The organism is Rhodococcus sp. RD6.2, from assembly GCF_001040705.1.
In the GTDB taxonomy this organism is placed as follows: domain Bacteria; phylum Actinomycetota; class Actinomycetes; order Mycobacteriales; family Mycobacteriaceae; genus Rhodococcus_G.
The window spans coordinates 123,763-149,193 of the sequence record NZ_CVQP01000011.1 but is presented as its reverse complement, the minus strand read 5'-3'; the positions used below and the strand labels follow the sequence as shown (position 1 = coordinate 149,193).

Annotated in this window: 24 protein-coding genes; 5 read left to right on the top strand and 19 right to left on the bottom strand. The window is 68.3% G+C overall.

Annotation, left to right across the window (positions count from 1 at the left end; all coding sequences use genetic code 11):
- Window positions 1–30 precede the first annotated feature (30 nt).
- On the bottom strand, window positions 31–810 hold the full coding sequence (locus RHCRD62_RS23115) for a VOC family protein (RefSeq protein ID WP_050067101.1): 780 nt from the start codon (window positions 808–810) through the stop codon (window positions 31–33).
- Between the two features lie 131 nt (window positions 811–941).
- On the opposite strand from RHCRD62_RS23115, the gene RHCRD62_RS23110 reads away from it, so the two are divergent.
- Entirely contained in the window at window positions 942–2,525 is a 1,584-nt protein-coding gene (locus tag RHCRD62_RS23110; RefSeq protein ID WP_050067100.1) for an APC family permease, read from the top strand.
- A 10-nt stretch (window positions 2,526–2,535) separates the two neighbouring features.
- Here RHCRD62_RS23110 and RHCRD62_RS23105 read toward each other — a convergent pair whose 3' ends face one another.
- The 13 genes from RHCRD62_RS23105 to RHCRD62_RS23045 form a co-directional block, all read right to left on the bottom strand.
- Window positions 2,536–2,991 (bottom strand): DUF350 domain-containing protein, encoded by a 456-nt coding sequence (locus RHCRD62_RS23105; RefSeq protein ID WP_050067099.1) that lies wholly within the window; start codon window positions 2,989–2,991, stop codon window positions 2,536–2,538.
- A 40-nt stretch (window positions 2,992–3,031) separates the two neighbouring features.
- Window positions 3,032–4,198: a glutathionylspermidine synthase family protein gene (locus RHCRD62_RS23100; protein ID WP_050067098.1), complete on the bottom strand. Its 1,167-nt coding sequence runs from the start codon at window positions 4,196–4,198 to the stop codon at window positions 3,032–3,034.
- A 1-nt stretch (window position 4,199) separates the two neighbouring features.
- Window positions 4,200–4,700 carry a hypothetical protein gene (locus tag RHCRD62_RS23095; protein WP_172671129.1) on the bottom strand — a complete coding sequence of 167 codons (501 nt, stop codon included), beginning with the start codon at window positions 4,698–4,700 and terminating at the stop codon, window positions 4,200–4,202.
- A gap of 199 nt (window positions 4,701–4,899) precedes the next feature.
- Window positions 4,900–5,178 (bottom strand): acylphosphatase, encoded by a 279-nt coding sequence (locus tag RHCRD62_RS23090; RefSeq protein WP_050067097.1) that lies wholly within the window; start codon window positions 5,176–5,178, stop codon window positions 4,900–4,902.
- 10 nt (window positions 5,179–5,188) lie between these two features.
- Window positions 5,189–6,430 carry an SMP-30/gluconolactonase/LRE family protein gene (locus RHCRD62_RS23085; RefSeq protein ID WP_253277450.1) on the bottom strand — a complete coding sequence of 414 codons (1,242 nt, stop codon included), beginning with the start codon at window positions 6,428–6,430 and terminating at the stop codon, window positions 5,189–5,191.
- 13 nt (window positions 6,431–6,443) lie between these two features.
- Window positions 6,444–6,887 carry an OsmC family protein gene (locus tag RHCRD62_RS23080; RefSeq protein ID WP_050067095.1) on the bottom strand — a complete coding sequence of 148 codons (444 nt, stop codon included), beginning with the start codon at window positions 6,885–6,887 and terminating at the stop codon, window positions 6,444–6,446.
- A gap of 48 nt (window positions 6,888–6,935) precedes the next feature.
- Complete coding sequence (locus tag RHCRD62_RS23075) at window positions 6,936–7,616, bottom strand: response regulator (protein WP_050067094.1); 681 nt, start codon at window positions 7,614–7,616, stop codon at window positions 6,936–6,938.
- Window positions 7,613–10,159 carry a sensor histidine kinase gene (locus RHCRD62_RS23070; RefSeq protein ID WP_253277449.1) on the bottom strand — a complete coding sequence of 849 codons (2,547 nt, stop codon included), beginning with the start codon at window positions 10,157–10,159 and terminating at the stop codon, window positions 7,613–7,615. The genes RHCRD62_RS23075 and RHCRD62_RS23070 overlap by 4 nt, the downstream gene beginning before the upstream one ends.
- A 7-nt stretch (window positions 10,160–10,166) precedes the next feature.
- Window positions 10,167–10,811, bottom strand: a complete 645-nt coding sequence (locus RHCRD62_RS23065) for a potassium-transporting ATPase subunit C (protein WP_050067092.1) — start codon at window positions 10,809–10,811, stop codon at window positions 10,167–10,169.
- Window positions 10,812–10,818: 7 nt separating this feature from the next.
- Entirely contained in the window at window positions 10,819–12,930 is a 2,112-nt protein-coding gene (kdpB, locus tag RHCRD62_RS23060) for a potassium-transporting ATPase subunit KdpB (RefSeq protein ID WP_050067091.1), read from the bottom strand.
- Entirely contained in the window at window positions 12,927–14,627 is a 1,701-nt protein-coding gene (gene kdpA / locus RHCRD62_RS23055) for a potassium-transporting ATPase subunit KdpA (RefSeq protein WP_050067090.1), read from the bottom strand. Before kdpA ends, kdpB begins: the two co-directional genes overlap by 4 nt.
- Before the next feature lie 3 nt (window positions 14,628–14,630).
- Window positions 14,631–14,729, bottom strand: coding sequence for a K(+)-transporting ATPase subunit F (gene kdpF / locus RHCRD62_RS23050; RefSeq protein ID WP_050067089.1), 99 nt, complete (start codon window positions 14,727–14,729; stop codon window positions 14,631–14,633).
- 197 nt (window positions 14,730–14,926) lie between these two features.
- Entirely contained in the window at window positions 14,927–15,616 is a 690-nt protein-coding gene (locus tag RHCRD62_RS23045; RefSeq protein ID WP_050067241.1) for a pyridoxamine 5'-phosphate oxidase family protein, read from the bottom strand.
- Between the two features lie 79 nt (window positions 15,617–15,695).
- On the opposite strand from RHCRD62_RS23045, the gene RHCRD62_RS23040 reads away from it, so the two are divergent.
- A complete protein-coding gene (locus RHCRD62_RS23040; protein WP_050067088.1) occupies window positions 15,696–17,168 on the top strand; it encodes a MocR-like pyridoxine biosynthesis transcription factor PdxR in 1,473 nt (490 codons plus the stop codon).
- On the opposite strand, the gene mutM is transcribed toward RHCRD62_RS23040, so the two are convergent.
- The 4 genes from mutM to RHCRD62_RS23020 are packed head-to-tail and all read right to left on the bottom strand — an operon-like array spanning window position 17,107 to window position 19,552.
- Entirely contained in the window at window positions 17,107–17,970 is an 864-nt protein-coding gene (gene mutM / locus RHCRD62_RS23035) for a bifunctional DNA-formamidopyrimidine glycosylase/DNA-(apurinic or apyrimidinic site) lyase (RefSeq protein ID WP_050067087.1), read from the bottom strand. The genes RHCRD62_RS23040 and mutM overlap by 62 nt on opposite strands.
- A gap of 6 nt (window positions 17,971–17,976) precedes the next feature.
- Window positions 17,977–18,765 (bottom strand): ribonuclease III, encoded by a 789-nt coding sequence (rnc, locus tag RHCRD62_RS23030; protein WP_050067086.1) that lies wholly within the window; start codon window positions 18,763–18,765, stop codon window positions 17,977–17,979.
- Between the two features lie 5 nt (window positions 18,766–18,770).
- The gene (gene rpmF / locus RHCRD62_RS23025; RefSeq protein WP_043809451.1) at window positions 18,771–18,953 is read right to left on the bottom strand and encodes a 50S ribosomal protein L32; all 183 of its coding nucleotides are present in this window, start codon (window positions 18,951–18,953) and stop codon (window positions 18,771–18,773) included.
- 2 nt (window positions 18,954–18,955) lie between these two features.
- Window positions 18,956–19,552 (bottom strand): YceD family protein, encoded by a 597-nt coding sequence (locus RHCRD62_RS23020; RefSeq protein ID WP_050067085.1) that lies wholly within the window; start codon window positions 19,550–19,552, stop codon window positions 18,956–18,958.
- Window positions 19,553–19,836: 284 nt separating this feature from the next.
- On the opposite strand from RHCRD62_RS23020, the gene ppk2 reads away from it, so the two are divergent.
- Together ppk2 and RHCRD62_RS23010 are read left to right on the top strand one after the other, a co-directional pair.
- Window positions 19,837–20,640, top strand: coding sequence for a polyphosphate kinase 2 (ppk2, locus tag RHCRD62_RS23015; protein ID WP_050067240.1), 804 nt, complete (start codon window positions 19,837–19,839; stop codon window positions 20,638–20,640).
- Window positions 20,641–20,700: 60 nt separating this feature from the next.
- Window positions 20,701–23,481: a cation-translocating P-type ATPase gene (locus RHCRD62_RS23010; protein ID WP_050067084.1), complete on the top strand. Its 2,781-nt coding sequence runs from the start codon at window positions 20,701–20,703 to the stop codon at window positions 23,479–23,481.
- A gap of 36 nt (window positions 23,482–23,517) precedes the next feature.
- Here RHCRD62_RS23010 and RHCRD62_RS23005 read toward each other — a convergent pair whose 3' ends face one another.
- Window positions 23,518–24,282 (bottom strand): DivIVA domain-containing protein, encoded by a 765-nt coding sequence (locus tag RHCRD62_RS23005; protein ID WP_050067083.1) that lies wholly within the window; start codon window positions 24,280–24,282, stop codon window positions 23,518–23,520.
- A 175-nt stretch (window positions 24,283–24,457) separates the two neighbouring features.
- On the opposite strand from RHCRD62_RS23005, the gene RHCRD62_RS23000 reads away from it, so the two are divergent.
- The gene (locus RHCRD62_RS23000) at window positions 24,458–25,426 is read left to right on the top strand and encodes a glycoside hydrolase family 43 protein (protein ID WP_172671124.1); all 969 of its coding nucleotides are present in this window, start codon (window positions 24,458–24,460) and stop codon (window positions 25,424–25,426) included.
- The last annotated feature ends 5 nt before the right edge of the window (window positions 25,427–25,431 follow it).

The window sequence follows — 25,431 nt, the reverse complement described above, 5'->3', positions numbered from 1 at the left end:
ACCGACGGATCCCGCGATTGCGGTCGCGCGCTACGCCTCCTGAACCCCCGGCAGCGGCGCGCCGACCGTGAACGTCGCGCCGAACGGGTCGGTGATCTCCGCGGTCCGCCCGTACTTCATGTTCGTGGCGTCCTCCGCGGTGCCGCCGGCTCCGCGAGCCGCGGCGACGGCGCGGTCGGCGTCCTCGACCTGGAACAGCGTTCCCCACGAGGACGCGGCGACCTGCGGGTCACCGATGATGCCCCCCACCTCGTGGCCGTCCGGCCTGCGCAGGAAGGTGAAGTCGACACCCGGCAACTCGTCGTTGCCGTCGAGGGTGAACCCGAAGACGGTCGAGTAGAAGCTGCGGGCGGCGACGGGATCGGTCGTGACGAGGTCGTTGCGCAGCAGGGCACCGGGTTCGTTGACCAGTTCGCAGCCGACGTGGGCGGCGCCCTGCCACAGCCCGAACTGGGCACCGGACGGGTCGCGCAGGATCGACATCGACCCCTGGTCGGCGATCTGCATCGGCTCGGCGAGCGGTTCGGCGCCGAGTGCGCGGCACTTGGCGGTGGTGTCGTCGACGTCGTCGGTGGCGAGATAGACGTTCCACCAGTACGCCGTCGACGTCTCCGCATCGACGGGCATCAGCGCCGCCACCTTCTTTCCACGGAGCAGACACATCGTGTAGCGGCCGAACTCTTCGGGTCCGACGTCGAACTCCCAACCGAACACCGATCCGTAGAACGACATCGCCAGCTCCAGGTCGGGGATGCCCAGGTCTATCCAGGTGGGGGTGCCGAGCGGTTGGTTCGCGGTGACGGTGGTCATAGCCTGCTCCTCGATCGCGACTCGAAGGATTGCGACATGGCTGCTCCGGGCCGTGACGGCAGCCGGTGGACGGTCTCAGCCTCCTCCAACCGTGGCGAGACCGCCAGTCGCGACCGACTATCATCCCGCCGGTGATCGATGAGGCGGCGACGACCGCAGAACGTACGGCGACCGGCGTCCCCGAGAAAGGACTGAGGTCGGGAGCGCTGACCCTGACCTCGAGTGTCGTGATCGGTGTCGCGTCGGCGGGCCCGGCGTACAGCATCGCCGCGACCCTCGGCCTGGTGGTGGCAGCGGTCGGCCTGCAGGCACCGGTGATCGCACTGCTGGCATTCATCCCGATCCTGTTCGCCGCCTTCGGCTATCAGCAACTCAATCGGGTCGACCCGGACTGCGGAACGACCTTCGTCTGGGCGGCCCGAGCGTTCGGACCTGCGTGGGGCTGGATGAGCGGCTGGGCGATCGTGGTCGCGGACGTCCTGGTGATGGCGAGCATGGCGCAGGTCGCAGGCCAGTACACGTTCCTGCTGTTCGGTGCCGACGGAATCGGCCACGATCCGACGCACATCGCCGTCCTGACGCTCGGCGTCGCGTTCATGGTGATGATGACGTGGCTCTGCTTCCGCGGTATCGAACTGTCCGCGCGGATCCAGTCGGTTCTGCTCACCGTCGAATTCGTGGCACTGGTGGTGTTCGCGGTGGTCGCGTTGGTGCGGGTGTGGTTGGGCCGGGCGGGTGACGCGGCGTTGACGCCGGAGTGGAGTTGGTTCAACCCGTTCGAGATCGGTTCGTTCTCGACCTTCGTCAACGCGATCCTGCTGATGGTCTTCATCTACTGGGGCTGGGACTCCGTGGTCTCCGTCAACGAGGAAACCGTGGATTCGCGCCGTACCCCGGGCAAGTCCGCGGTGATCTCGACCATCGTCCTCGTGTCGCTGTACGTCCTGGTGACCGTGGCGGCGCAGTCGTTCGCCGGTGTCAGCGAGGAGGGCTCCGGCCTGGCGAATCCGGAACACTTCGACGACTTCTTCGCCGCGCTCGGCACTGCCGTGTTCGGAGAGGGCCCGATCGGCGTGCTGCTCGTGCACGTCCTGCTGCTGATGATCCTCACGTCGGCGGTCGCGTCGACGCAGACCACCATCCTGCCGACCGCCCGCACGACCCTGTCGATGGGCGTGTTCAAGGCGCTGCCCGCGTCGTTCGCGACGGTGCACCCCCGATACCTCACCCCGACGGTGTCGACGCTCGCGATGGGCGGGGTGTCGGCGGCGCTGTACATCGCGTTCAACTTCATCGCCGCGGGCGACCTGATCTACGACTCGGTCGCCGCGATCGGAATCGCCGTCGGGTTCTACTACGGCATGACCGGTGTCGCGTGCGCCTGGCTGTTCCGTGACTCGGTGCGTCAGGGTGCGCGGGCGTTGTGGCTGCGCGTGATCCTGCCCGCGGTCGGCGGCGTGATGCTGCTGTTCGCGGCCGGGTGGACCGCGGTGACGTCGTTCGCCGCGGACTACGGCGAGACGTACTGGACGCTGCCGTTCGCACCGCACTGGCAGGTGGGCGGCGTGTTCCTGCTCGGCGTCGGATCGATGCTCGCCGGCCTTCCGCTGATGTGGTGGTGGCAGCGCCGGGAGCCCGCGTTCTTCGACGGCGACACCGTCCCGCGCGGACTCCCCGACGCCGACACGATCCAGGAGGTCGTGGGGTCGCGGTAGCGATCCCGGATTACAGGATCGCTACCGCGACGACCAGTCCGAGTGCGAGGTGCGCGGCGGCGACGACGAGAACGTCGGGGGTGAACTTGTCGCGGGACAGGACTTCGCCGATGTCGATGGCGGTGACCAGTTCGATCAGACGCACCGAGATCACCTGCGCGGCAATGCCGACGAGACCGTAGACGGCGCTGTAGATCAGGCCTTCGACGAGGCGGCCGGACGACGCGTAGATCGCCAGCACCACAATCAGGGCCATGCTGACCATGCCGGACGCCGTGACGACCGCGGCGTTCGGCTTCCCGGCCCGCACAAGTGCCCGCAGCTTGCCGGGAGTGGTCCAGTCGATCGCGAAGAAACCGAGGACCATCAGCGCGAGGCCGAGGATCGCGTACAGCACGATCGCGGACACTCCCCGACCGAGGGTGGACCAGTAGTCGCTGGCGAGGGCTACGACCTCAGTCGTCATGGGTGTTGCTCCGTTCGTTCGAAACGATGGGGACTGGCCGTCAGGACTGGGGAATACGGTGCGGAACGAAGGCGGCGCCGTTGTCGGTGACCAGCCCTGCGGTTTCCCGGATACCGAGGCCCGCCGCCTCGTCACCGACGATCCACGCACCGAGCGCGGGTCGCATGCCGTCGAATTCGGGGAGCGGGTCGAGGAGTTGGTACACGAACCCCTCCTCGCCGTAGATGCCACCGGTCGCGGTGTCCATGCCCGCGCCGACGATCGAGACGTTCGCCCCCTCGCGTCCGAGCTTCGGTTTGCGCACGTACTCGGTCAGCTCGTGCGGGTCGTCGATGTACGCGGGGAGCAGGTTCGGGTGGCCGGGATACATCTCCCACAGCACCGCGAGAATCGCCTTGTTGCTCAGGATCGCCTTCCACAGCGGTTCGATCCAGAGCGTCTCGGGGAGCAGTTCCAGTGCGCGCCTACCGAAGTCGTCGTCGAGGATCCACTCCCACGGGTACAGCTTGAACAGCGACGAGATGGGAGCTTCCTCGAGATCCACGAACCGGTGCAGATCGGCGTCGAATCCGATCTCCTCGATCGCCAGGGCAACAGTGTCGAATCCCGCCTCGGCAGCGCATTCCTGCATGTAGGCGACGGTGACGTTGTCCTCGCCGCTGAGGTCGGCGCTCGACCACGACAGGTGCAGCTCGCTGCCGGGCAGCTGCGAGCGGATGTGCGCCCAGCGTTCGACGAGCTTCTCGTGCAGCGAGTTCCACTGGTCGTCACCGGGATGGGTGTCGGTCAACCAGTGCCACTGCAGGATCGACGCCTCGAGCAGGGTGGTGGGTGTGTCGGCGTTGTACTCGAGCAGCTTCGCGGGCCGCCGCGCGTCGTAACGCAGGTCGAAACGGCCGTAGACGTGCGGATCGCCCCGCTGCCACGACCGCGCGATCGGCTCCCACGTCCACTCCGGCAACCCGAAGTCGCGGTAGCGCTCGGTGAGGACGACGTGCTCCACCGCGTTCAGGCACATCGAGTGCAGCAACTCGACATCGGCTTCGAGCGCGAGGATCTCGTCCATGTCGAACTCGTAGTGAACGGACTCGTCCCAGTAGGGCCGGTCGCTGCCGTCCGCCATGCGCGCCGGGGTCCCGAAGACCATGCCCTGGCTCGCCACCGTCTGCTGCCAACCCGGCCGGGGCTGCTGTCGAATTCTCCGCATGTCAGGAACCCGTGCTTCCGGAGAACTTGCTGCCGAAGCCGCCGCGCTGAATCGTGGTGCCCGACTTCGTGGTGATGGTGGCGCCCTTGGGGGTGACGATGGTGCCGCCCGAGACCTTGGTGCCGACCGCACCGGCGTTGCCGCCGTAGTAGTAGCGGTACGACGAGCCGGCGTAGATGAACATGCCGCCGCCGCTGGGAGATCCACTGGAGCAGTACGAGTCGTCGACCACGACCTCGGTTTCCGGGTCGATGCAGGTCGCACGCACCTCGTCCGAGGACAGCACGGTGTAGCCGAGTGCGACGAGCCCGACCACGCCGACGACGGCGACGGTTCCGATCATCGCCCTGCGCCGCGTCTTGCGCTTCGCCTCTTCCTTGGCTGCCTGTTCGGCCTCGAGGAGGGCCTGCTCCGCGCGGGCCTTGCGGGCCTTGTCACGGGCGCGGGCCTCGCCGACAGTGGGCGGGCGCGGCGTGGTCACGCCGGGCTCCTGGCGGCGGATCCGACCGGGCTGCTGTGCACCCGAACCGGAGTCGTCGCCGCCCGCGTCGTTCCCACCTTCGGCACCTGGGTGCTGTTCCTCGGGCCCCATCGAACCCACCCCCTCCTGTGTCGACATCGGACCAGACCCTAGGTCACCGCGTGCCGCGCGGCACCATCCACCCCCACTCGCCCCGAGTGGAGGTTCGCGAAAGAGAGTGTCAACGCTCGACGAACCCGACCAGCCCGCCCACCGCGCCCGACCAGCTCTCGACCACTAGGTCGACGACGCCCGGCGTCGTACCGGACCTCAGGAGGTCGAGCAGCCGTTCACAGTCGGGGCGCGGGCCTTCGGCGATCACGAGCACGCGTCCGTCGGGCCGGTTGGTGGCATGTCCGACGAGACCGAGTTCCAGTGCGCGCGAACGAGTCCACCAGCGAAAACCCACCCCCTGCACGCTGCCGTGCACCCAGGCGGTGAGACGGACCCGATCGGTCACGCGCGGAACCTCAGTTCGTCGGCGGCGTCAGCCGGTGCACGCTGCCGTCGAAGCTCGTCGTGTACAGCGACGTCGCGTCCCAGCCGGTGCCGGAACCGAATCGAACCGACGACGTGAGGGGAAGATCGGTTGCGAGCTCGCAGCTGTCGCCGGTGGCCGGGTCGACGCGGACGACCTTGCCCGCTCCGTTCAGTGCCATGTACACGCGTCCGTCGGAGTCGACGACCAAGTCGTCGCCCGCGTTCGTGGCGCCGCTTCCGGGCAGGGTGAGGGTGGTGCCTTCAGCGGTCAGGTCGGCGGGGTCGAGGACGTGCACCTCGGTGGACCGCTCCACGGTGTTGCCGACGTAGACCTGGGTGGCCGTGCTGAAGAGTCCGTTGGCGGAACCGATGTCGGTGCGCACCTTCGTCGGTGCCGACGGATGCAGCGCCGGGATGCGGCTCAGTCCGGGCTCGTCGCCGAACGCGTGCGTGACCAGGAGGTCACCGTTGTCGAGCTTCGCGAGACCGTTGGGCATGGTGAGGCCCTCGGTGATCGTCGTCCGGTTCTCCCCGTCACGGTCGACCGACTCGACGGTGCCGTTGGTGCTCCCCCACAGGCCCGCCATCACGTTGTTGCCGGTGGTGAACAGCACCCGGTCGCCGTCGACGATGATGCCGCCGGGCGACGCGACATCGGACACGAGCGTGCCCTTCTCACCCGCCGGGGTCAGCGTGCGGATCGCGCCGTCCCCGAAGGGGACGGTCTCCGAGAGCAACAGCGTGCCGTCGCCGTCGAACGCGAGGTTCTCCAGGACGCCGAAACCGCTCGCAACGGTGCTGACGGTCCAGGGCGCGCAGGCCTGCGGAGCCGCGGGTGCAGCTGCGGCGGTCGATGCAGGCGCAGCAGTCGTGGTCGAAGCCGGTGCAGCAGTGGAAGTCGATGCCGGTGTGGCAGCAGAAGGGGCAGTCGAGGCGGGCGCCGGTGCGGCAGTCGTGGTCGACGCCGGGGTGGTCGTCGCGGCAGCCGTCGACGTAGTGCCGGTTGCCGGCACGGGATCGGCGACCGGTGCGGGCTGCACGAGCCCGGGCAGGTCGGCGGAGGGGGTAGCCGTGGGCTGCTCCGTAACGGTTGGCAGCGGCGTCGGCTGAACCGGTGTCTTCGGCGGGCTGTTCAGGGGCGTGACCGAAACAGGCTGTGCAGCCGCGAGTGGCGCACCGGCGATCACGCCGAGCACCACCGCGCCGGCGATCGCAACGCGGGACAGAGTCATGGCGCCTATCAGATCACGAATCGGTCTCGATCGAAAGTCGAATGACAGTGCCGTTTTTGAGGGTACGTCCGACCGTGCACACCTTGTCGATGGACTTCTCGACGACGGTGATCAGTCGTTGCTGCGCGTCGGCATCCAGTTCGCTCAGATCCACCTCGAGGACTTCCTCGAGGAGAGGGTAGACCTCGCTCTCACGATCGGCGGCTCCCGAGACGCGGACCGTGGCGTCGTAGTTGTCGCCGAGGCGCCGCGAGAGCGGCACGTCGGAACTCATGCCACTGCACGCGGCGAGCGCGATCTTCAGCAGCTCACCGGGCGTGAACACACCCTCGACCGACTCCGATCCGATCAGCACCTCGGCGCCGCGCGAACTGCGGCCGGTGTAGCGACGGGTGCCGGTGCGCTCGACCCACAGCTCTGTCGCGGCCGGGGTGGTGTCGGGGGTCTGATCAGCCATGCGGTCCATCCTGCCACCCACTCCCACCGCGGCCTCCCCGACCCGTCCTCACACCTGGAACCGGTACCCCATCCCCGCCTCGGTGATCAGGTGACGTGGATGCGACGGATCGTCCTCGAGCTTGCGACGCAGCTGCGCGAGATACACCCGCAGGTAGTGCGTTTCGGTGGAGTACGCGGGCCCCCACACCTCGCGCAGCAGTTCCTTCTGCCCGACGAGCTTGCCCTTGTTGCGGACGAGCATCTCGAGCATCCCCCACTCGGTCGGTGTCAAGTGCACCTCGGCCTCGCCCCTGGTCACCGTCTTGGCGGAGAGGTCGACGGTGAACGAGTCGGTGACGACCACCGGGTCCGCCGTGGCGGCGACGGACTCGCCGCGACGCACCGCGGCCCGGAGCCGGGCCAGGAACTCGTCCATGCCGAACGGCTTGGTGACGTAGTCGTCCGCGCCGGCGTCGAGCGCGGCGACCTTGTCGGCGGAGTCGGTCCTGGCAGACAGCACGATAACCGGCGCCGCGCACCAACCCCGGAGCCCGGCAAGGACTTCGATGCCGTCCATGTCGGGCAGTCCGAGGTCGAGGACGATCACCTCGGGTGGCCGTTCGGCCGCCGCCCGCAGCGCGGACGCCCCGTCCGCGGCGGTGACGACCTCGTAGCCGCGCACACTGAGATTGATCCGCAGCGCGCGCAGGATCTGCGGTTCGTCGTCAACCACCAGCACCCGTGTCACGCACCCACCTCGTCGCTCTCGTCCTCGCCCCCGGGGCCTGCGCCCGCGAGGTCCACCACCATTGTCAGGCCACCACCGGGCGTATCCGTCGCGGTGACGGTCCCACCCATCGCCTCCACGAAGCCGCGCGCCACCGACAGACCAAGTCCGACACCGGTGGTGGTGTCGCGGTCACCGAGCCGCTGGAAGGAATCGAAGATCTGCTCCTGGGCGCCGCGGGCGATCCCGGGTCCGGTGTCGGCGACGGTGAGCAGGACCCGGTCACCCGCGGCACCGGCCGCGACCCGTACGACGCCGTCGGGTGCGTACCGCAGAGCGTTGTCGACGAGGTTCGCGACGACCCGCTCGAGCAGGCCGCTGTCCGCACGGACGACGCACTCGCCGACGTCGACGCGCACCCGTTCCCGTACCGTCCGCGCCGATCCCGTGGCGGTGCCGACCCCGACGCCGAGGAGCGCGCGATGCACCACCTCGTCCAGGTACACCGGGCGCAGCTCGGGCCGCACCACCCCGGCCGCCAGACGCGACGAGTCGAGGAGGTTCCCGACCAGGCTCGTCAGCTGGTCGGTCGACTCGTCCACGGTGGCAAGCAGTTCCGCGGTGTCCTCCGGTGAGAACTCGATGTCGTCGCTGCGCAGACTCGACACCGCCGCCTTGACCGCGGCCAGCGGCGTGCGCAGGTCGTGACTGACCGCGGACAGCAGCGCACGGCGTAGCCGGTCCGCTTCGGCGAGAGCCCGGGCCTCGCCCGCCTCGGCGGCGAGTTGTTCCTGCCGGATGAGGCCGACCGCCTGGTTGGCGACGGCAGTCAGCACCCGACGATCCCGTGCCGCAACGTCGGGTCCGCGCAGCGCGAGAGTGTATTCGCCGTCACCCGCGTCGCACACCGTGTCGGCGTCGTCGCGGTCACGGGGCGGATCGTCCCCGACCGCATCGACGACTCCCCCGTCCCTGTGCAGGACGCTGACCGCCCGCTGACCGTAGGTCTCCCGAACCTTGTCCAGCAACGCCGGCAGGTCGGCACCACGCAACACCGACCCCGCGAACAGCGCGAGCAGTTCCGCCTCCTGGGACGCGCGCCGCGCCTCCCGCGTTCGTTTCGCCGCTTCGTCCACGAGCACCGCGACCGCGACCGCGATCACCAGCAGAACCACCGTGGTGATGAAGTTGTCGGGTTGGGCGATCGTGAAACTGCGCAGCGGTGGCGTGAAGTAGTAGTTGAGCAGCAGTCCGGAGATCAGCGCCGACAGCGCCGCGGGCGCGACACCGCCGAGCAGCGCGACCAGCAGCACGACGATGAAGAACAGCGCGTTCTCCCCGCCGACGTCGTACCGTGCGTTGACCGCACCCATCAGCAACGCGGCGAGCGACGGCACGACCAGCGCCGCCACCCACGACAGCGCACGGCGGGGCCGCGAGCCGGACGGCAGCCATCGCCGGGACACGGCGGTCGCCTCGTGGGTGACCATGTGCACGTCGATGCCTCCGGAGCGCTGCACCACCGTGGCACCGATGCCCTCGTCGAAGATCCGCGCCCACCGCGAACGCCGTGAAGTGCCGAGCACCAACTGCGTGGCGTTCGCGGAACGAGCGAAGTCGAGCAGGGTGGCGGGGACGTCGTCGCCTACGACGCTGTGCAGGGTGGCGCCGATGGCTGCCGCGAGAGTGCGAACCTTGCCCATCTCCGACGCCGACACCCCGGCCAGCCCGTCGCCACGAACGACGTGCACCACCATCAGTTCCGCGCTCGCCTTCGACGCGATCCGGCTCGCTCGGCGGATCAACGTCGCGGACTCCGGCCCACCGGTGACGGCGACGACGACCCGCTCGCGGGCCTCCCAGGTGTCGGTGATGGCGTTCTCCGCGCGGTACTTCGCCAGCGCGGCGTCCACCTGGTCGGCGACCCAGAGCAGAGCGAGTTCCCGCAGCGCGGTGAGATTTCCACGCCGAAAGTAGTTGCTCAGTGCCGCGTCCACCTTGTCCGCGGAATACACGTTGCCGTGGGAGAGCCTGCGCCGCAGCGCCTCCGGGGTGATGTCCACCAGTTCGACCTGGGTGGCGCCGCGCACCACCTCGTCGGGCACGGTCTCCTGCTGCACCACCCCGGTTATCCGCTGCACCACGTCGCCCAACGATTCGAGATGCTGGACGTTGAGCGTGGTCAGGACATCGATGCCCGCGTCCAGCACCTCCGCGACGTCCTGCCAGCGCTTCGCGTTGCGGCTGCCCGGCGTGTTGGTGTGGGCGAGTTCGTCGACCAGGACGAGGGCCGGACGCCGACGCAGAACCGCGTCGACGTCCAGCTCCGGCATCCGGGTACCGCGATACTCGATCACCTTCGGGGCGATCACCTCGAGATCGCCGACCTGCTCGGCGGTACGGGCGCGGCCGTGGGTCTCCACCACGGCCGCGACCACATCCGTGCCGCGCTCACGGCGCCGGTGCGCCTCACCGAGCATCGCGTACGTCTTGCCGACGCCCGGCGCGGCACCGAGATAGATGCGCAGCTCGCCGCGGGCACCGGTTGTGTCGTCGCCACTCACACCGTCATCATCCACCAACGGTGCTGCACTCCGGTGCCGTCAGCCCGAGCGCCACGTTCAGCTCCAGCACGTTGACGCGTTCCTCGCCGAGGAATCCCAGCTGGCGGCCATCCGTGTGGTCGGCGACGAGCTCCCGGACCCGTGTCTCACTCAGCCCGTTGACCTCCGCCACCCGTCGCACCTGCAGGTCCGCGTACGCGGGGCTGATGTGCGGATCGACGCCGGAACCGGACCCGGTCAGCGCGTCCACGGGCACCTGGTCGGGTCGCACACCTTCCCGTTCCGCGATCGCGGCGCGCCGTGCCTCGACGAAGGTGGCGAGGATCTCGCTGCTCGGGCCCTGGTTGGTGGGCAGTGCGGTGGCGGGATCTCCCGGCGCGAACGGATCCTCGTCCGCCACCGAACCCGTGACCCTGGCGTGGAAGTACGGATCGGGCTCGCCTTCGGGAACCTGGGGGTCGACTCCGATCCAGGCGCTGCCGACCACACATCCCTGCGTATCGCGGACGGGCGAGCCCTCGGCGGAGTCGGACCCGAGCCGGCCGACACCCCAGACGACAGCCGGATAGAGCACACCCACCACCGCGGTCAGCGCCAGGAGCACCAGGAAGCCCGCCCACACCTGCCGCAACATTCCAATTGTGAAACGCATGTCCAAGTCACCCAATTCCGGGAATGAGACGTACGACGAGATCGATCAGCCAGATCCCGACGAATGGGGTCACGACGCCGCCGAGACCGTAGATCATCAGGTTCCGACCCAACAGCTGGGACGCTGTGGAAGGTCGATACCGAACACCTTTGAGCGCCAGCGGGATCAGAGCGACAATCACCAGGGCGTTGAACACCACCGCCGACACGATCGCCGACTGCGGCGTGGCCAGCCGCATGATGTTCAGTGCGTCCAACTGCGGGTAGATGCCGCTGAACAGCGCGGGCAGGATCGCAAAGTACTTCGCGAGGTCGTTCGCCAGCGAGAACGTCGTCAACGCGCCACGGGTGATCAGCAACTGCTTGCCGATCTCGACGACCTCGATCAGCTTGGTGGGATCGGAGTCCAGGTCCACCATGTTCCCGGCTTCCTTCGCCGCCGAGGTCCCAGTGTTCATCGCCACGCCCACATCGGCCTGTGCGAGCGCGGGCGCGTCGTTCGTACCGTCGCCGGTCATGGCGACCAGCCGGCCGCCCGCCTGTTCCTTGCGGATCAGCGCGAGCTTGTCCTCGGGGGTGGCCTCGGCCATGAAGTCGTCGACGCCGGCCTCCTCCGCGATCGCCTTCGCGGTCAGCGGATTGTCGCCCGTGATCATCACGGTCCGGATACCCATCGCACGCAGCTCCGCGAAACGTTCGGCGATACCGGGCTTGACCACATCGGCGAGTTGGATGACACCGAGCACCCGGACGGATGCACCCTCGGCTACCGCCACGACCAGCGGGGTTCCACCGGACTGCGCGATCTCGTTCACCGTGTCGGTCACCGCCGGTGCAGCCGCGCCGCCCTGGGCTCGCACCCAGCCGAGTACCGCATCACTGGCTCCCTTGCGGATCTGCCTGCTCGAACCACCTTGCTCGCCCAGGTCCAGACCGCTCATCCGAGTCTGTGCGGTGAACGGGACGAACTCCGCGGCCTTCTCGCCCTCCGACGGATCGGCAGCCAGCCCGAACTCCGCGACACACAGGTCGACGATGCTGCGTCCCTCCGGGGTTCCGTCGGCGAGGCTCGAGAGTCGTGCGGCGGCAGCGAGTTCCGCCGCACCGACACCCGGCGCCGGATGCAGTGCGGTGGCCCGACGGTTGCCGTAGGTGATCGTGCCGGTCTTGTCCATCAGCAGCGTGCCGATGTCACCGGCGGCCTCCACCGCACGACCGGACATGGCGAGGACGTTCCGCTGGACGAGCCGGTCCATGCCCGCGATGCCGATCGCCGACAGCAGGGCGCCGATGGTGGTGGGAATCAGGCATACCAGCAGGGCGATCAACTTGATCGGATCCTGCTCGCTTCCCGCATAGAGGCCCATCGGTCCGATCGCGACCACTGCGAGCAGGAACACCACGGTCAGCGAGGCGAGGAGGATGTTGAGCGCGATCTCGTTGGGCGTCTTCTGTCTCGACGCGCCTTCGACGAGCGCAATCATCCGGTCCACGAAGGAATGTCCGGGTGCCGTGGAGATCTGGACGACGATCCGGTCGGACAGCACCACGGTGCCACCGGTGACCGCGCAGCGATCGCCCCCGGACTCGCGTACCACCGGCGCGGACTCGCCGGTGATTGCCGACTCGTCGACGGTCGCGATGCCCTCGACGACGTCGCCGTCCCCGGGGATGACCTCGCCCGCCTTCACCACCACCCGGTCACCGACCTTCAGTTCGGTGCCGGGCACGGATTCGACCGCACCACTTGAGGTGATCCGGTGGGCGGTGGTGTCCTGCTTGACCTTCCGCAGGCTCGCCGCCTGGGCCTTGCCGCGTCCCTCCGCGACCGCCTCGGCCAGGTTCGCGAACAACACCGTGAACCACAGCCAAGCTGCGACAACCCACGCGAACACCGAGGGGTCGACCAGTGCGAGCACTGTGGTGACCACCGACCCGACGAACACCACGAACATCACCGGGTTGCGGGCGAGGTGGCGAGGATCGAGCTTTCGGAATGCGCCAGGAAGCGAAGTCCACATCTGGCGCGGGTTGAAGATGCCGGCCTTGACCGGTGTCGGGCCGTGTCCCGCGCTGGAAGTGGTATCCGCCGCCACGCGCTCTCGGGTGTCCACACTCATTGCATTGCCTCTGCGATCGGGCCCAGTGCGAGGGCCGGGAAGAATGTCAGTGCCGCGACGAGAACGACGGTGCCGGTGAGCAACCCGGCGAACATCGGCCCCGCGGTGGGGAGGGTGCCCGCGGTGGGCGCCGTCTTGCGCTGTGATGCCAGAGAGCCGGCCAGTGCGAGCACGAAGATGATCGGCAGGAACCGGCCGAGCAGCATGCAGACGCCGAGCGAGGTCTGGAACCAGTCGCTGGTGACGGTGAGGCCGCCGAAGGCGCTGCCGTTGTTGTTCGACGCCGACGCGTAGGCGTACAGCACCTCGGTGAAACCGTGGATCGATCCGGGGGTGCCGGGATCGCCGCTGTTGCCCTGGAAACCGGTGGTAGTCGACAGGATCACGGTGATGGACGTGCCGATCAGCACCAGCGCGGGCATCACCAGCACCGACAGCGCCGCCATCGTGATCTCACGTCGCCCGAGCTTCTTGCCGAGGTACTCCGGTGTGCGGCCGACGAGGAGGCCGCCTACGAACACCGCGATGATCGCGAGAACGAGGATGCCGTAGAGGCCGGTACCGACACCGCCGGGCGCGATCTCGCCGAGCAGCATGTTCAGTAGCACTGCGCCGCCGCCGAGCGGCGACATGCTGTCGTGGGCGGAGTTGACGGCGCCGGTGGAGGTTCCGGTGGTGGCGACCGCGAACAGGGCGCTACCCGGGATGCCGAACCGAGTCTCCTTGCCTTCCATCATGGCGCCCGCAGCGGTGGCGGCCACGCCGCGCGTCCCTGACTCGGCGGCCAGCACCACCGCGAGTTGTCCGCTGAACAGCACGCTCATCACGGCGAGCAGGGTCAGTCCCTGCCTGTGCTGCCCGACCATCGTTCCGAACGTCCGGGTCAGGCACACCGGGATCAGCAGGATCGCGAGGATCTCGACGATGTTGGTGATCGGGGTGGGGTTCTCGAACGGGTGCGCAGAGTTGGCGGCGAGGATCCCGCCACCGTTGGTCCCGAGTTCCTTGATCGCTTCCTGGGAGGCGACCGGCGCGAGCGCGTTGGTGACGACATTGCCGTCGAGTCCGGTGGAGTCGAAACCGGTCCGGAACGACTGGATCACGCCCTGACTCATGAGGACCAGAGCGATGACGAAGGAGAGCGGCAGCAGGATGCGCAACGCGCCGCGGGTCAGGTCCACCCAGAAGTTGCCGATCTCACCGCCACGGGAGACCCGGACGAAGCCGCGGATCAGCGCGACCGCGACGGCCATGCCGACTGCGGCAGACACGAAGTTCTGCACCGCGAGCCCGAGCGGTTGGGTGAGGTTGCTCATCGTCGTCTCGGGCGCATACGACTGCCAGTTGGTGTTCGTGACGAAGGACACCGCTGTGTTGAACGCGACCGCCGGGCTCACCCCGGACAGCCCGCCGTTCAGGGGAAGGACACCTTGGACACGCTGGAGGAAGTAGAGGAACAGCACACTGGCGGCAGAGAAGCCGAGGAGCGAGCCTGCGTAGCCGTACCAGGTCTGCTCGGTGCGGGAATTGATGCGGCAGAGGCGGTACAGGACCGTCTCGACCCGCAGGTCCCGGGACCGGAGATCGGTGTCGGTGGAATACACCTTGGCCATGTAGTCGCCGACGGGGACGTACAGGATCGCAAGCACCGCAACGACGAGTGCCACCTGTAGTCCCGCTGCGAGCGCGGGATTCATTGACTAGAACCTTTCGGGGTCGACGAGCGCAACGAGCAGGTAGATCACCAGGGCAGCCGCGAGCGCGATCAACACCACGCTCAGGACGCCGCTCGCCGTCATCGGACCGCCTTCGTCTGCAGCGCCCGCAGGACCGCCGCACAGCAGGCGAACGTCCCGATGATCGCCGTCACGTAGGCCAGATCAGCCATCACGCATTCCTTTTCACACCGCACGGGTCCCGCCGACTCTCGGCGGGACCGGCCCTCTTCCGGGCCACAGTGCAGAGTGCTCCCGAAATTCGGCGAAATGGGCGCCCTTTACGACTCGCTGACGGCGTGAACTGGGCCGTTGACGCGATCTTGACGGTCGCTGCGCAGCCGCGTGACGGACGGGGGTTGCGGCACGTCCGCGTCGACCCAGGGCGCCCGTTCCGGTGCGCCCGCGACCTCCCGGATCGGCACCACGCCCGCCCAGACGCGCGGGTTCGCGTCGCCCTCGCTCGGGGGCGCGTCCCGCACCTTGACCGTCCACTGCCCCTCGACGATCGGCAGCGCGATCGTCAGTGTCGCGGCGAGTTCCTTCGGAGTCGACGGCCGGACCTCAGCGCTGCGGCCGGGGATCAGGGCGTCGGACAGTTCGGTGAGCGCGGCGTCGGCCTCGGCGCGGTCGATCGTCGTCAGGTGACCTCGAACGACCGCGGACCGGTAGTTGGCGGAGGAGTTGAACAGGTTGTCGGCCAGGACGATTCCGTCGAGAATACTCACGCACAGCGTCGCCGGTGCGCCCGCCGCGATGTGCCTCAGTGCCCCTGCTCCGGTCGACCCGTGGAGCAGGATCCGATCGCCGATGCGGGCGTACAGCATGGGGACCGCCCACGGCTCTCCGTCGACAACGGTCGCCAGGGTGCCGATCGCGGACGCGTCCAGCACCGCGTCGAGGTCGGCGCGGTCGGCGCGGGACCGTTCGGGGAGTCGGTGGATGCGGGACAGCTCGGGTCGGTTGCTCATGTCGTCCACCCTGCCGTCATTTCGGACTGGTAGAAAGGTCCACTTCTGACAAAAGTTTCAGACCGGTATCGTGGCGGGCGTGGCACGCACCGCTTCCGTTTCGACACTCCACCTGACCCTCGACGAGACCGCCGAGCCGCTTCGTCGTCGCATCGCCGGTGCGATCGTCGCGGCCCTGCGCTCGGGAGCGCTCGGTCCGGGCGACCTGCTGCCGCCGAGCCGCGCACTCGCCGCCGACCTCGGCGTCTCCCGCGCCGCCGTGGTCGACGCGTACGACGAGCTGTCCGCGGCCGGATTCGTCGACACCCGAACGGGATCCGGCACCCGTGTCGCGCCCGGCGCCGTTGCCGCGGCCCGCGCCGGGGTCACTCCGCACGTCACCGCACCCGCCGCGACGACACCAACGACCGATCCCGGCCACGCCGAGTCGGATTTCGACCTGTCGCCCGGCTACCCGGACACCGGGCTCGTTGCAGCGCGGGACTGGCGTTCCGCGTGGCGGGCGGCGGCATCGGCGCCGATTCCGGGATTCGTTCCGGGACCGCACACGCACCGCAGGCTCCGCCAGGCGCTCGCCGAACACCTGCGACGGACCCGGGGAGTCGCGGCGGAACCCGAGGAGATCCTCGTGGTGCCGGGAGTGGCCGCGGGGCTTCGCGTCATGGCCGCGGCTGCCGACCTCGACGGCAGGCAGGTCGCATTCGAGGACCCCGGGTACACGAAGGCACGCCTCGCACTACTGCAGTCGGGTGCCCGGATCCGACCGGTTGCCGTGGGCGTGGACGGCCTCGATCCGGCGGCGCTGCACCTCGACGACGTCGCGGTGTACTGCACTCCGGCACACCAGTTCCCGCTGGGCTCGCGGATGTCGGTGGCCCGCCGCGCCGATCTGGTGGCGTCGGCGGCATCGACGGGGCGGTGGATCATCGAAGACGACTACGACGGCGAATTCCGGTACGGCGTCGCATCACTGCCAGCGCTGCGCGCGATCGACGGCGGACGCGACCGCGTCGCCTATCTCGGGACCGCATCGAAGGTCATCACCCCGTCGCTGCGGTTGGCGTGGCTGATTCCGCCGGCGCCTCTGCTCCCCCGCGCACACGACGCACTCACAGCGACCGGCGAATCCGTCTGCGCCATCACGGCGGACGCGTTCGCACGGTTCGTCGAATCGGGCTCCCTCACCCGCCATCTCGCACGCGCGTCACGCACCTACTCGGCACGGCGCGAGGCATTCATCGACGCGCTGGCCGCGCGACTACCCGACGTGACACCACTCGGTGTCGAAGCCGGACTGCATGTGGCACTGCCACTTCCCGACCAATGCGACGACGCCGCCGTTGCGGATGCGATCCGCGAGCGCGGCTTCACCGTGCGTCCCCTCGCCGCCTACCGCGCGACCGACTCGGGTCCACGCGGACTCCTGTGCGGCTACGCCCGACTCCCGGAATCCCGCGCCGACGAGGCGGCGCAGGTGATCGCGGACGTCGTCAGCGGATCGATCGAGGCCGCGGCTGGCAGCGCGGGCAACTGTACGACGAGCGGTTCATGAACTTCTCGCGCCGGATCGGGGCACCGCAGCGCGAGCAGGGCTCGTCCTCGCGGCCGTACGCGGACAGTGAGCGGTCGAAGTAGCCGGATTCGCCGTTGACGTTGACATAGAGGGCGTCGAACGAGGTGCCACCCTGCGCGAGCGCTTCGGCCATCACTTCGGTCACGGATTCGAGCAGCAACCGGACCTGGGGCCGCGTCAGCCGGTCGGCGGGGCGATTGCCGTGGATGCGGCTGCGCCACAGGGCTTCGTCGGCGTAGATGTTGCCGACCCCGGAGAGCACGGTCTGGTCAAGGAGCACCCGTTTGATCTCGGACTGCTTGCGGCGGATCGCCGCGACCGCAGCATCGGGGTCGAAGAGCGGGTCGAGTGGGTCGCGGGCGATGTGCGCGACCGGTTCCGGGACGACCGTCCCGTCGACGTCGACGAGTGGCGCCAGTGCCCACCCACCGAAGGTGCGCTGATCGACGAACCGCAATTCGTTGCCACTGTCGAGTTCGGCTCGGATACGCAGGTGCTTCTCCCGCGCGACGTCAGGCGACTGCACGAGCATCTGACCGCTCATGCCCAGGTGCACGACGACCGCGAGGTCACCGGGATCGACCTCGAGCCACAGATACTTTCCGCGCCGCTGCGCGGCGGTGACGGACAGCCCGGTCAGTCGCGAGATCAGGTCGGATCCGCCTGCGAGGTGCCGACGGACTGCACGTGGGTGCAGCACTTCGACCGCGTCCACCCGGGAACCGACCACATGCGTGGTCAACCCGCGACGCACGACCTCGACCTCGGGAAGTTCGGGCACAGTAGACTACTCGCCGGACCCGTCCGTCGACGCGACGGCGGTCGAACCGGAATCCGAGTCGGACTGCCCGTCCGTCAGTGCCTGCCACGCGGTGCTGGCGGCCTTCTGCTCGGCTTCCTTCTTCGTCCGGCCGACGCCGACACCGAACGGGACACCCGCGACGAGAACCGTCGCGGTGAATTCCTTGTCGTGATCGGGGCCGGTGGAACTGATCTCGTACGCGGGCACACCGGCGCCGCGCTCCGCGGTCAGTTCCTGCAGGCTCGTCTTCCAGTCCAGACCGGCACCGAGTCGGGGGCCCCGTTCGAGCAGGTCGGCGAACAGCGCGAGCACGACGGACCGAGCGGTGTCGATGCCGTGCTGAAGGTGCACCGCGCCGAGGAGGGATTCCATGCCGTCGGCGAGGATGCTCGGCTTGTTCCTGCCGCCGGTCATCTCCTCACCCTTGCCGAGGAGGAGGTGTACACCCAGCCCACCCTCGCCGAGACCGCGAGCGACCTCCGCCAGAGCGTGCATGTTCACGACACTCGCGCGGATCTTCGCCAACTCGCCTTCCGACTTGTCGGGATGCGCGGTGTAAAGCCGTTCGGTGACGGAAAGTCCGAGGACCGAGTCACCGAGGAACTCCAGTCGCTCGTTCGTCGGCAGACCACCGTTCTCGTACGCATACGAGCGGTGGGTCAGAGCCAAGGTCAGGAGCGATTCGTCCAGATCAACGCCAAGAGCGGCGAGGAGGGAAGCATGCTTGCCCTCCTCGCCGCCGGCGGGAGCCGTTGGGCTCGTACTGCTCGTCACTGCGACTAGACCGCAGCAGTGACCTGACGACCCTTGTAGGTGCCGCAGGACGGGCACGCGATGTGCGGCAGGGTCTTCTCGCCGCAGCCGCGGTTCGGGCAGGTCACGAGGGTGGGCGCAGTGGTCTTCCACTGGCTGCGACGCGACCGGGTGTTGGATCGCGACATTCTGCGCTTGGGGACAGCCACTTCTACTTCTCCTCGGCTTCGGTGTTCACAAGATTCGTGCTGGGCTCGGCATCGGCTTCGACACTGTTGACGTCAGCGACACCTTCGGCATCGGCCAACTTCCCCGCGAGGGCAGCCCAGCGAGGATCAAGTATCTCATGCCCATGCCCAGATTCTGCAATCGCCAGGCGAATGCCACATTCGGGGCACAGTCCCTGGCAGTCTTCGCTGCACAGCGGCTGCAGCGGAAGTTCAAGTCCGGCGGCGTCGACGATGACCGGCTCCAGGTCGATCAAGTCGTCGACGATCCGGTAGATCTCGTCCTCCTCGGTGGTCTCCTCGGTGACGCTGTTCGGGTATGCGAACAGTTCGGTGAGGTAGAGATCGAGGGTGCCGTCGAACGGTTCGAGGCAGCGCGAGCACTCCCCTGTCGTGTCGGCGTGAACGGTACCGGTGACCAGCACGCCCTCCGAAACGGATTCGAGGCGGAGATCCAGCTCGACGTCGGCGCCGACGGGAACGGCGATCAGGTCGAGGCCGATACGCGTCGGCGTCGGCACCGTCCGAGTGACCGTGATCATCGATCCGGGCCTGCGGCCGAGCTTGCGGGTGTCCAGCACGAAGCCGCCCTCGTGCAGACGGGGCGTAGCGGAGCTGTGGGAGGACACTCGACACTCTTTCTATACGGAACGACAAAACCGGCCGCCCCGGATTGGGCAACCACACCAGGGTACGCGATGGCCCATCGCATCGGAAACCGGGTCGCGCAGACGCTCGGTCAGCGCAGCAGCGAATCTCGGAGGAAGATGACCGCAGTCGACGTCGAGGGGATGGTCCCGTGAGCAAGCGCGGTGGCAAGAAGCACAACGGCGATAAGCATGGCGACGAGAAGCACGAAGTCGAACTGGTCGGCCCTGGCTCGGCGCCGCCACCCGAGAAGCTCACGTACAAGGAGTACCGCCACCTCCTCGAGCCGCTCGATGCCGAGCTCGTGGCGATGCAGGAATGGGTCAAGACCTCGGGGGCCAAGGTCTGCATCCTGTTCGAGGGCCGGGACACGGCAGGCAAGGGCGGAGTCATCAAGGCGATCACCGAACGCGTGAGCCCGCGGGTCTTCCGGGTCGTCGCCCTTCCCGCACCGACCGAGCGCGAGAAGTCGCAGATGTACATCCAGCGGTACATCCCGCACCTGCCTGCAGCGGGAGAGGTCGTCATCTTCGATCGCAGTTGGTACAACCGCGCCGGCGTCGAGCGAGTGATGGGTTTCTGCACCGAGGACCAGTCGCTGCGGTTCCTCGAGGCGACACCCGCGGTCGAACGCGCCATCGTCGAATCGGGCGTGATTCTGCTCAAGTATTGGCTCGAGGTCAGCGAGGAACAGCAAACGCTGCGGTTGCAGAGCCGGATCGACGATCCCCGCAAGGTGTGGAAGCTTTCCGACCTCGACCTCGAGTCGTACAGCCGGTGGTACGACTACTCCCGCGCCCGTGACGACATGTTCCGGATGACCGACACCGGATGGGCGCCGTGGTACCTCGTCGACACCGACGACAAGAAGCGCGGACGGCTGAACATCATCAGTCACCTCCTCGACCAGGTGCCGTACGAACCGCTGAAACATCGCAAGGTCACGTTGCCGAAGCGTCAACCCGCCGGCGACTACGAACCTCCTCGGCAACCACTGCGGTGGATTCCCACCCCGTTCTGATCTGCCCGCCGCGGGGCGACCCGATCCGCCTCGCTGATCCCGTCCGAGGAGCACCAGATCATGTCCATCACCGACCACACTCCGTCGGCATCCGCCGACGCCGAGGCTCCCCCGCCGTGGCACGCACAGGACGCCGACGCCGTGGTGTCGGCCCTGACGTCGGACGCGGACGCGGGACTGACCGCAGCCGACGCGACGGACCGCACTCGTCGCTACGGCGTCAACGAGATCGCCGCCGAACCCTCGCCGTCGATGTGGTCGACCGCACTTCGACAGCTGCGCGACCCGATGAATCTGATGCTGGTGGCCGTGGCCGCCGTCAGCGTCGCGATCGGCGAGGTGCCGACCGCGATCGTCGTCGCCGCGCTCGTCCTGCTCAACGTCGTGCTCGGCACCCAGCAGGAACTCAAGGCTCGCGCCAGCGTCGACGCGCTCGCGCGGATGCAGACACCACAGGCGCGCGTGATCCGCGACGGCACGCTGATCCAACTCGATGCGACGTCCCTCGTCCCGGGGGACGTCGTCGAACTCGAAGCGGGCGACATCGTTCCCGCGGACGGCAGACTGCTCCGGTCCGCAACCCTCGAGACCCAAGAGGCGGCGCTCACCGGCGAGAGTGCGCCGATCGCCAAGGATCCCGCGACCCTGCCCGACGCCGACGTGCCGCTCGGCGACCGCAGCAACATGGTGTTCCAGAACACCTCGGTCACCCGCGGCACCGCGACCATCGTGGTCACCGAGACCGGTATGCACACGGAGATGGGCCGGATCGCGTCGATGCTGTCCGCCGTCGCACCGAGCAAGTCACCACTGCAGCGCGAACTGGACTCGCTCACCAAGGTTCTCGGCGTGGTCGCCTGGGTGGCGGTGGCGATCATCGTCGTCATCGGTGTCGTCCGCGGCCAGTCCGTCTCGACCGTTCTGCTCCTCGGCATCTCGATGGGCATCTCCGCCATCCCGACTGGCCTGCCGACCTTCGTACAGGCGATGCTCGCGTACGGGGCACGTCAGCTCGCCGACGCGAAGGCTGTCGTCAAGAACCTCACCGACGTGGAAACCCTCGGAGCGACGAGCGCCATCAACTCCGACAAGACCGGCACCCTCACGATGAACCAGATGACGGTGCGGTCCCTGTACTTCCACACCCGTTGGTACGCCGTCGACGGCGAGGGCTACGACAAGAAGGGCGCGATCACCCAAGCCGCGGGCGAGCCGGTCCCCGACTTCACCATGCTGGCGTACGGACTGTGCCTGGACAGCGATGCGACAGTGTCCGATGCGGGCGCGGTGGTCGGTGATCCGACCGAGGCCGCACTGGTCGTGCTGGCCGCGAAGATGGGCGTCGACGCGCCGCTGACCCGCAGGAAGTACCCCCGCGTCGCGGAGGTCCCGTTCGACTCGGCGTACAAGTTCATGGCGACCTACCACCACCTGGAGGCCGAGGGCGACACCCGATTCGTCGGTGTCGTCAAGGGCGGCCCGGACGTGGTCCTCGATCGGTGCACCCATGCCTTCCTGCCCGGCAGGCGGTCCGTACCCCTCGACACCGTCCGCGCCGAGATCGACGCGGCGAACCGATCGATGTCGGAGAAGGGCCTGCGGGTGCTCGCGTTCGCCGCCCGCGACGTTGACGGGCAGGAGGCGGCGGTCGCCGCCGATCCGATGTCGTTCGTGAACGACCTCACCTTCATCGGCATGGTCGGCATCATCGACCCGCTCCGACCGGAGGCAGTCGAGGCGGTGCGCACCGCCCACGAAGCCGGGATCGACGTCCGCATGATCACCGGCGACCACGCGATCACCGCCTCGGCGATCGGCGCCGAACTCGGCCTCGGTCCCGGAGCCATCGGCGGAACCGAACTGCAGGCAATGAGCGACGAGGAACTGGTGCAACGGCTTCCGGACCTTCACGTGTTCGGACGCGTCACACCGCAGGACAAACTGCGACTGGCGGACCTCATGCAGCGCGGCGGCGCGGTCGTCGCGATGACGGGTGACGCCGTCAACGACGCCGCCGCCCTCAAGAAGGCCGACATCGGCGTCGCGATGGGCTCCGGAAGTGAGGTCACCAAGCAGGCGGGCAAGATGATCCTCACCGACGACAACTTCGGGACGCTGATCACCGCCATCCGGTTGGGGCGCGGCATCTACGACAAGGTCGTCTCGTACATCCGGTACCAGATGTCGAAACTGTTCTCGCTGGTCCTGCTCTTTCTCGCAGCGAGCATCTTCGACATCAACGACGGAGTCGCGCTGACCCCCCTGATGGTGCTCTTCCAGCACTTCTTCATCACGCTGTTCCCGGTGATCGTGGTGATGCTCGACCCACCCGCACCGAACCTGATGGCCAAACCACCCCGGGATCCCAAGCTGCCGATCGCGAACCGGGCGGCGTTCACGCAGTGGATGGCGTACGGAGTACTGCAGTTCGCCGTGACACTGGCCGTGCTGCTGCTCGCCCCCGGCCAGTTGAGTACCACCGAGGCGAACGTGCCGATGACGATGGCGTTCGTCGTGATGTCACTCGCGTCGATCATGGCCGGCCTGGTCATGCGGCGCGATCCGGATTCCGGGATCACCGCCCCCGTGCTGGGTGCGCTGAAGATCCTGACGGTGCCGGTCGTGGTGACGGTCCTCGCGGTCGAACTGGGATTCCTCCAGGACCTGCTGATGACGACGTCACTGACCGGTCGTCAGTGGCTCGTATGCCTGGGGTGGGCGCTGATCGTTCCTGTCGTCGTCGAGGCGGAGAAGGCGATCCGCCGACGCCGCCGCGCGTCGGCGCCCGGCGCACTGTCGGCGGCGGAGGCGGTCACACCCACCCGCGCCCGCGGAGCCTGAACCACCGGACGGGGGCCCGGAGCGGAGGCATCGTCGTCAGCGACGGCGTTCTGTCCGGCGCTCGTCCGGTTCGTCGTAGGTGGGCACGCCGGACCCGGTGCGCAACTGCTGCCGTCCGCGTCCCACCGACCGGATCGTGCCGGTGAGGAACTCCTCGAACTCGGCGAGCTTGTTGTCGACGTAGAGGTCGCAGTCGCCGCGCAGTCGATCCGACTCGGCGTGTGCCGCGTCGATCACCCGTGCCGACTCGGCGTGTGCGGCCTGCACGACCTCCGCCTGCGACACCAGGCGATCCTGTTCGGCCTGCCCCTCTGCGATCGACCGTTCCTGCGCCGCGCGTCCGGCTTCGACCATCCGATCCGCTTCCGCGGCAGCTCGACCCGTCACGTCCTGGTACTCCCGACGCCCGTCCTCGACGGTCCGCTCGGCCTCGTCCTGCGCGTCGGCGACGAGTTGTTCGGCGTGCGCCTGCGCCTCCGCGACCATGCGGTCGGCCTTGTCCTTCGCGTCGGCGAGGATCCGGTCGGCATCGTGCCTGGCACTCGACAGGGTCTCGTCGGCTTCGGCGGTCGCGCCGGAGACCATCTTCTCCGCGTGGGTGCGGGCGTCACCGACCAGTTTGTCGCGGTGGTCGAGCACGTCCTGGGCGTCGTCCAACTCGCCGGGGATGGCGTCCCGTACGTCGTCGAGCAGTTCGAGCACGTCACCGCGGGGGACGACGCAGCCCGCGGTCATCGGCACGCCGCGGGCCTCTTCCACGATCGCGACAAGCTCGTCGAGTGCCTCGAATACGCGATACACGCCACACCCCAATCATCGACATCCACTTACCTGTCAATAGTGCCGCAGCCTGCGAGTGGGGCGTGACGCCACGCCCACCGGCGCGCAGATGTGTCGAGGTCCGGGGTAACGATCCGCCACACCCGTGGCCGATGTCACGCCCGATGCGTCCGTCGTCACCGATACTGCAGGTGTGATGCCAGCCACACGCAAGGGCCTGTCCGTCATGTCGATGGTGTTGCTCACGGCTGCGAGCCTGCTGGTCGCGGCACCGGGCAGCAGTGGCGCCGCACCACCGGACCGGCGCTACACGATGGTGGCGTTCAGCAACACCAGCGACCGCGACATGGACGTGTACGAGTCGGCAGACGGTACGGAATTCCAACCACTCCGACTGTCGGCGTATCGGCCCCCGTCGGGACTGGTGCGTGACCCGAGCATCTTCCGGCACACCGACGGGTACTACTACGTCACCTACACGACGGTGGACGGGGCGAACATCGGCTTCGCCCGCAGCAGCGACCGGATCAACTGGACCTATCTGGGGTCCTGGCCGGTCCCGTTCTGCTGCGCCTTCCTGCCGGGCACCGGGGACGGCACGGGTTCGGCGAGTCCGCCCGGTTCCTCGGGATCGGCCGGGTTCAGTGACGGACCGTCGCTGTCGCCGTTCACCACGAAGGCCTGGGCACCGGAATGGTTCGTCGACGGCGACCGCGTCAACGTCATCCTGTCGATGTCGACGGGCGGCGGCTTCGTGCCGTACCTGATGACGGCGCTGGACCCGTCGCTCCGGTTGTGGAGCCCGCCGGTCCCCCTCTCCGGGATCGGCGCCGACCACATCGACACCACCGTGGTCAAGGTCGGATCGACCTATCACGCGTTCACGAAGAACGAGACGAAGAAGGTCGTCGAGCATGCGGTGGCGCCGTCGGTGACGGGCCCCTATTCCTTCGTCCCGCCCGGCGACTGGGGTTCCTTCGTGGAGGGACCCGCCGTGGTCCAGCTACCGGACGGTGCCTGGCGGATCTATCTCGACGCATACACCGAGGGAAAGTACCTCTACTCGGACAGTACGGACGGCCTGCGCACGTGGTCGCCCGTGCAGGAACTGCCGGGCCTGTCCGGGAAGGTGCGTCACGTCGGCGTGATCAGCGAGCCGGCGTGACGACC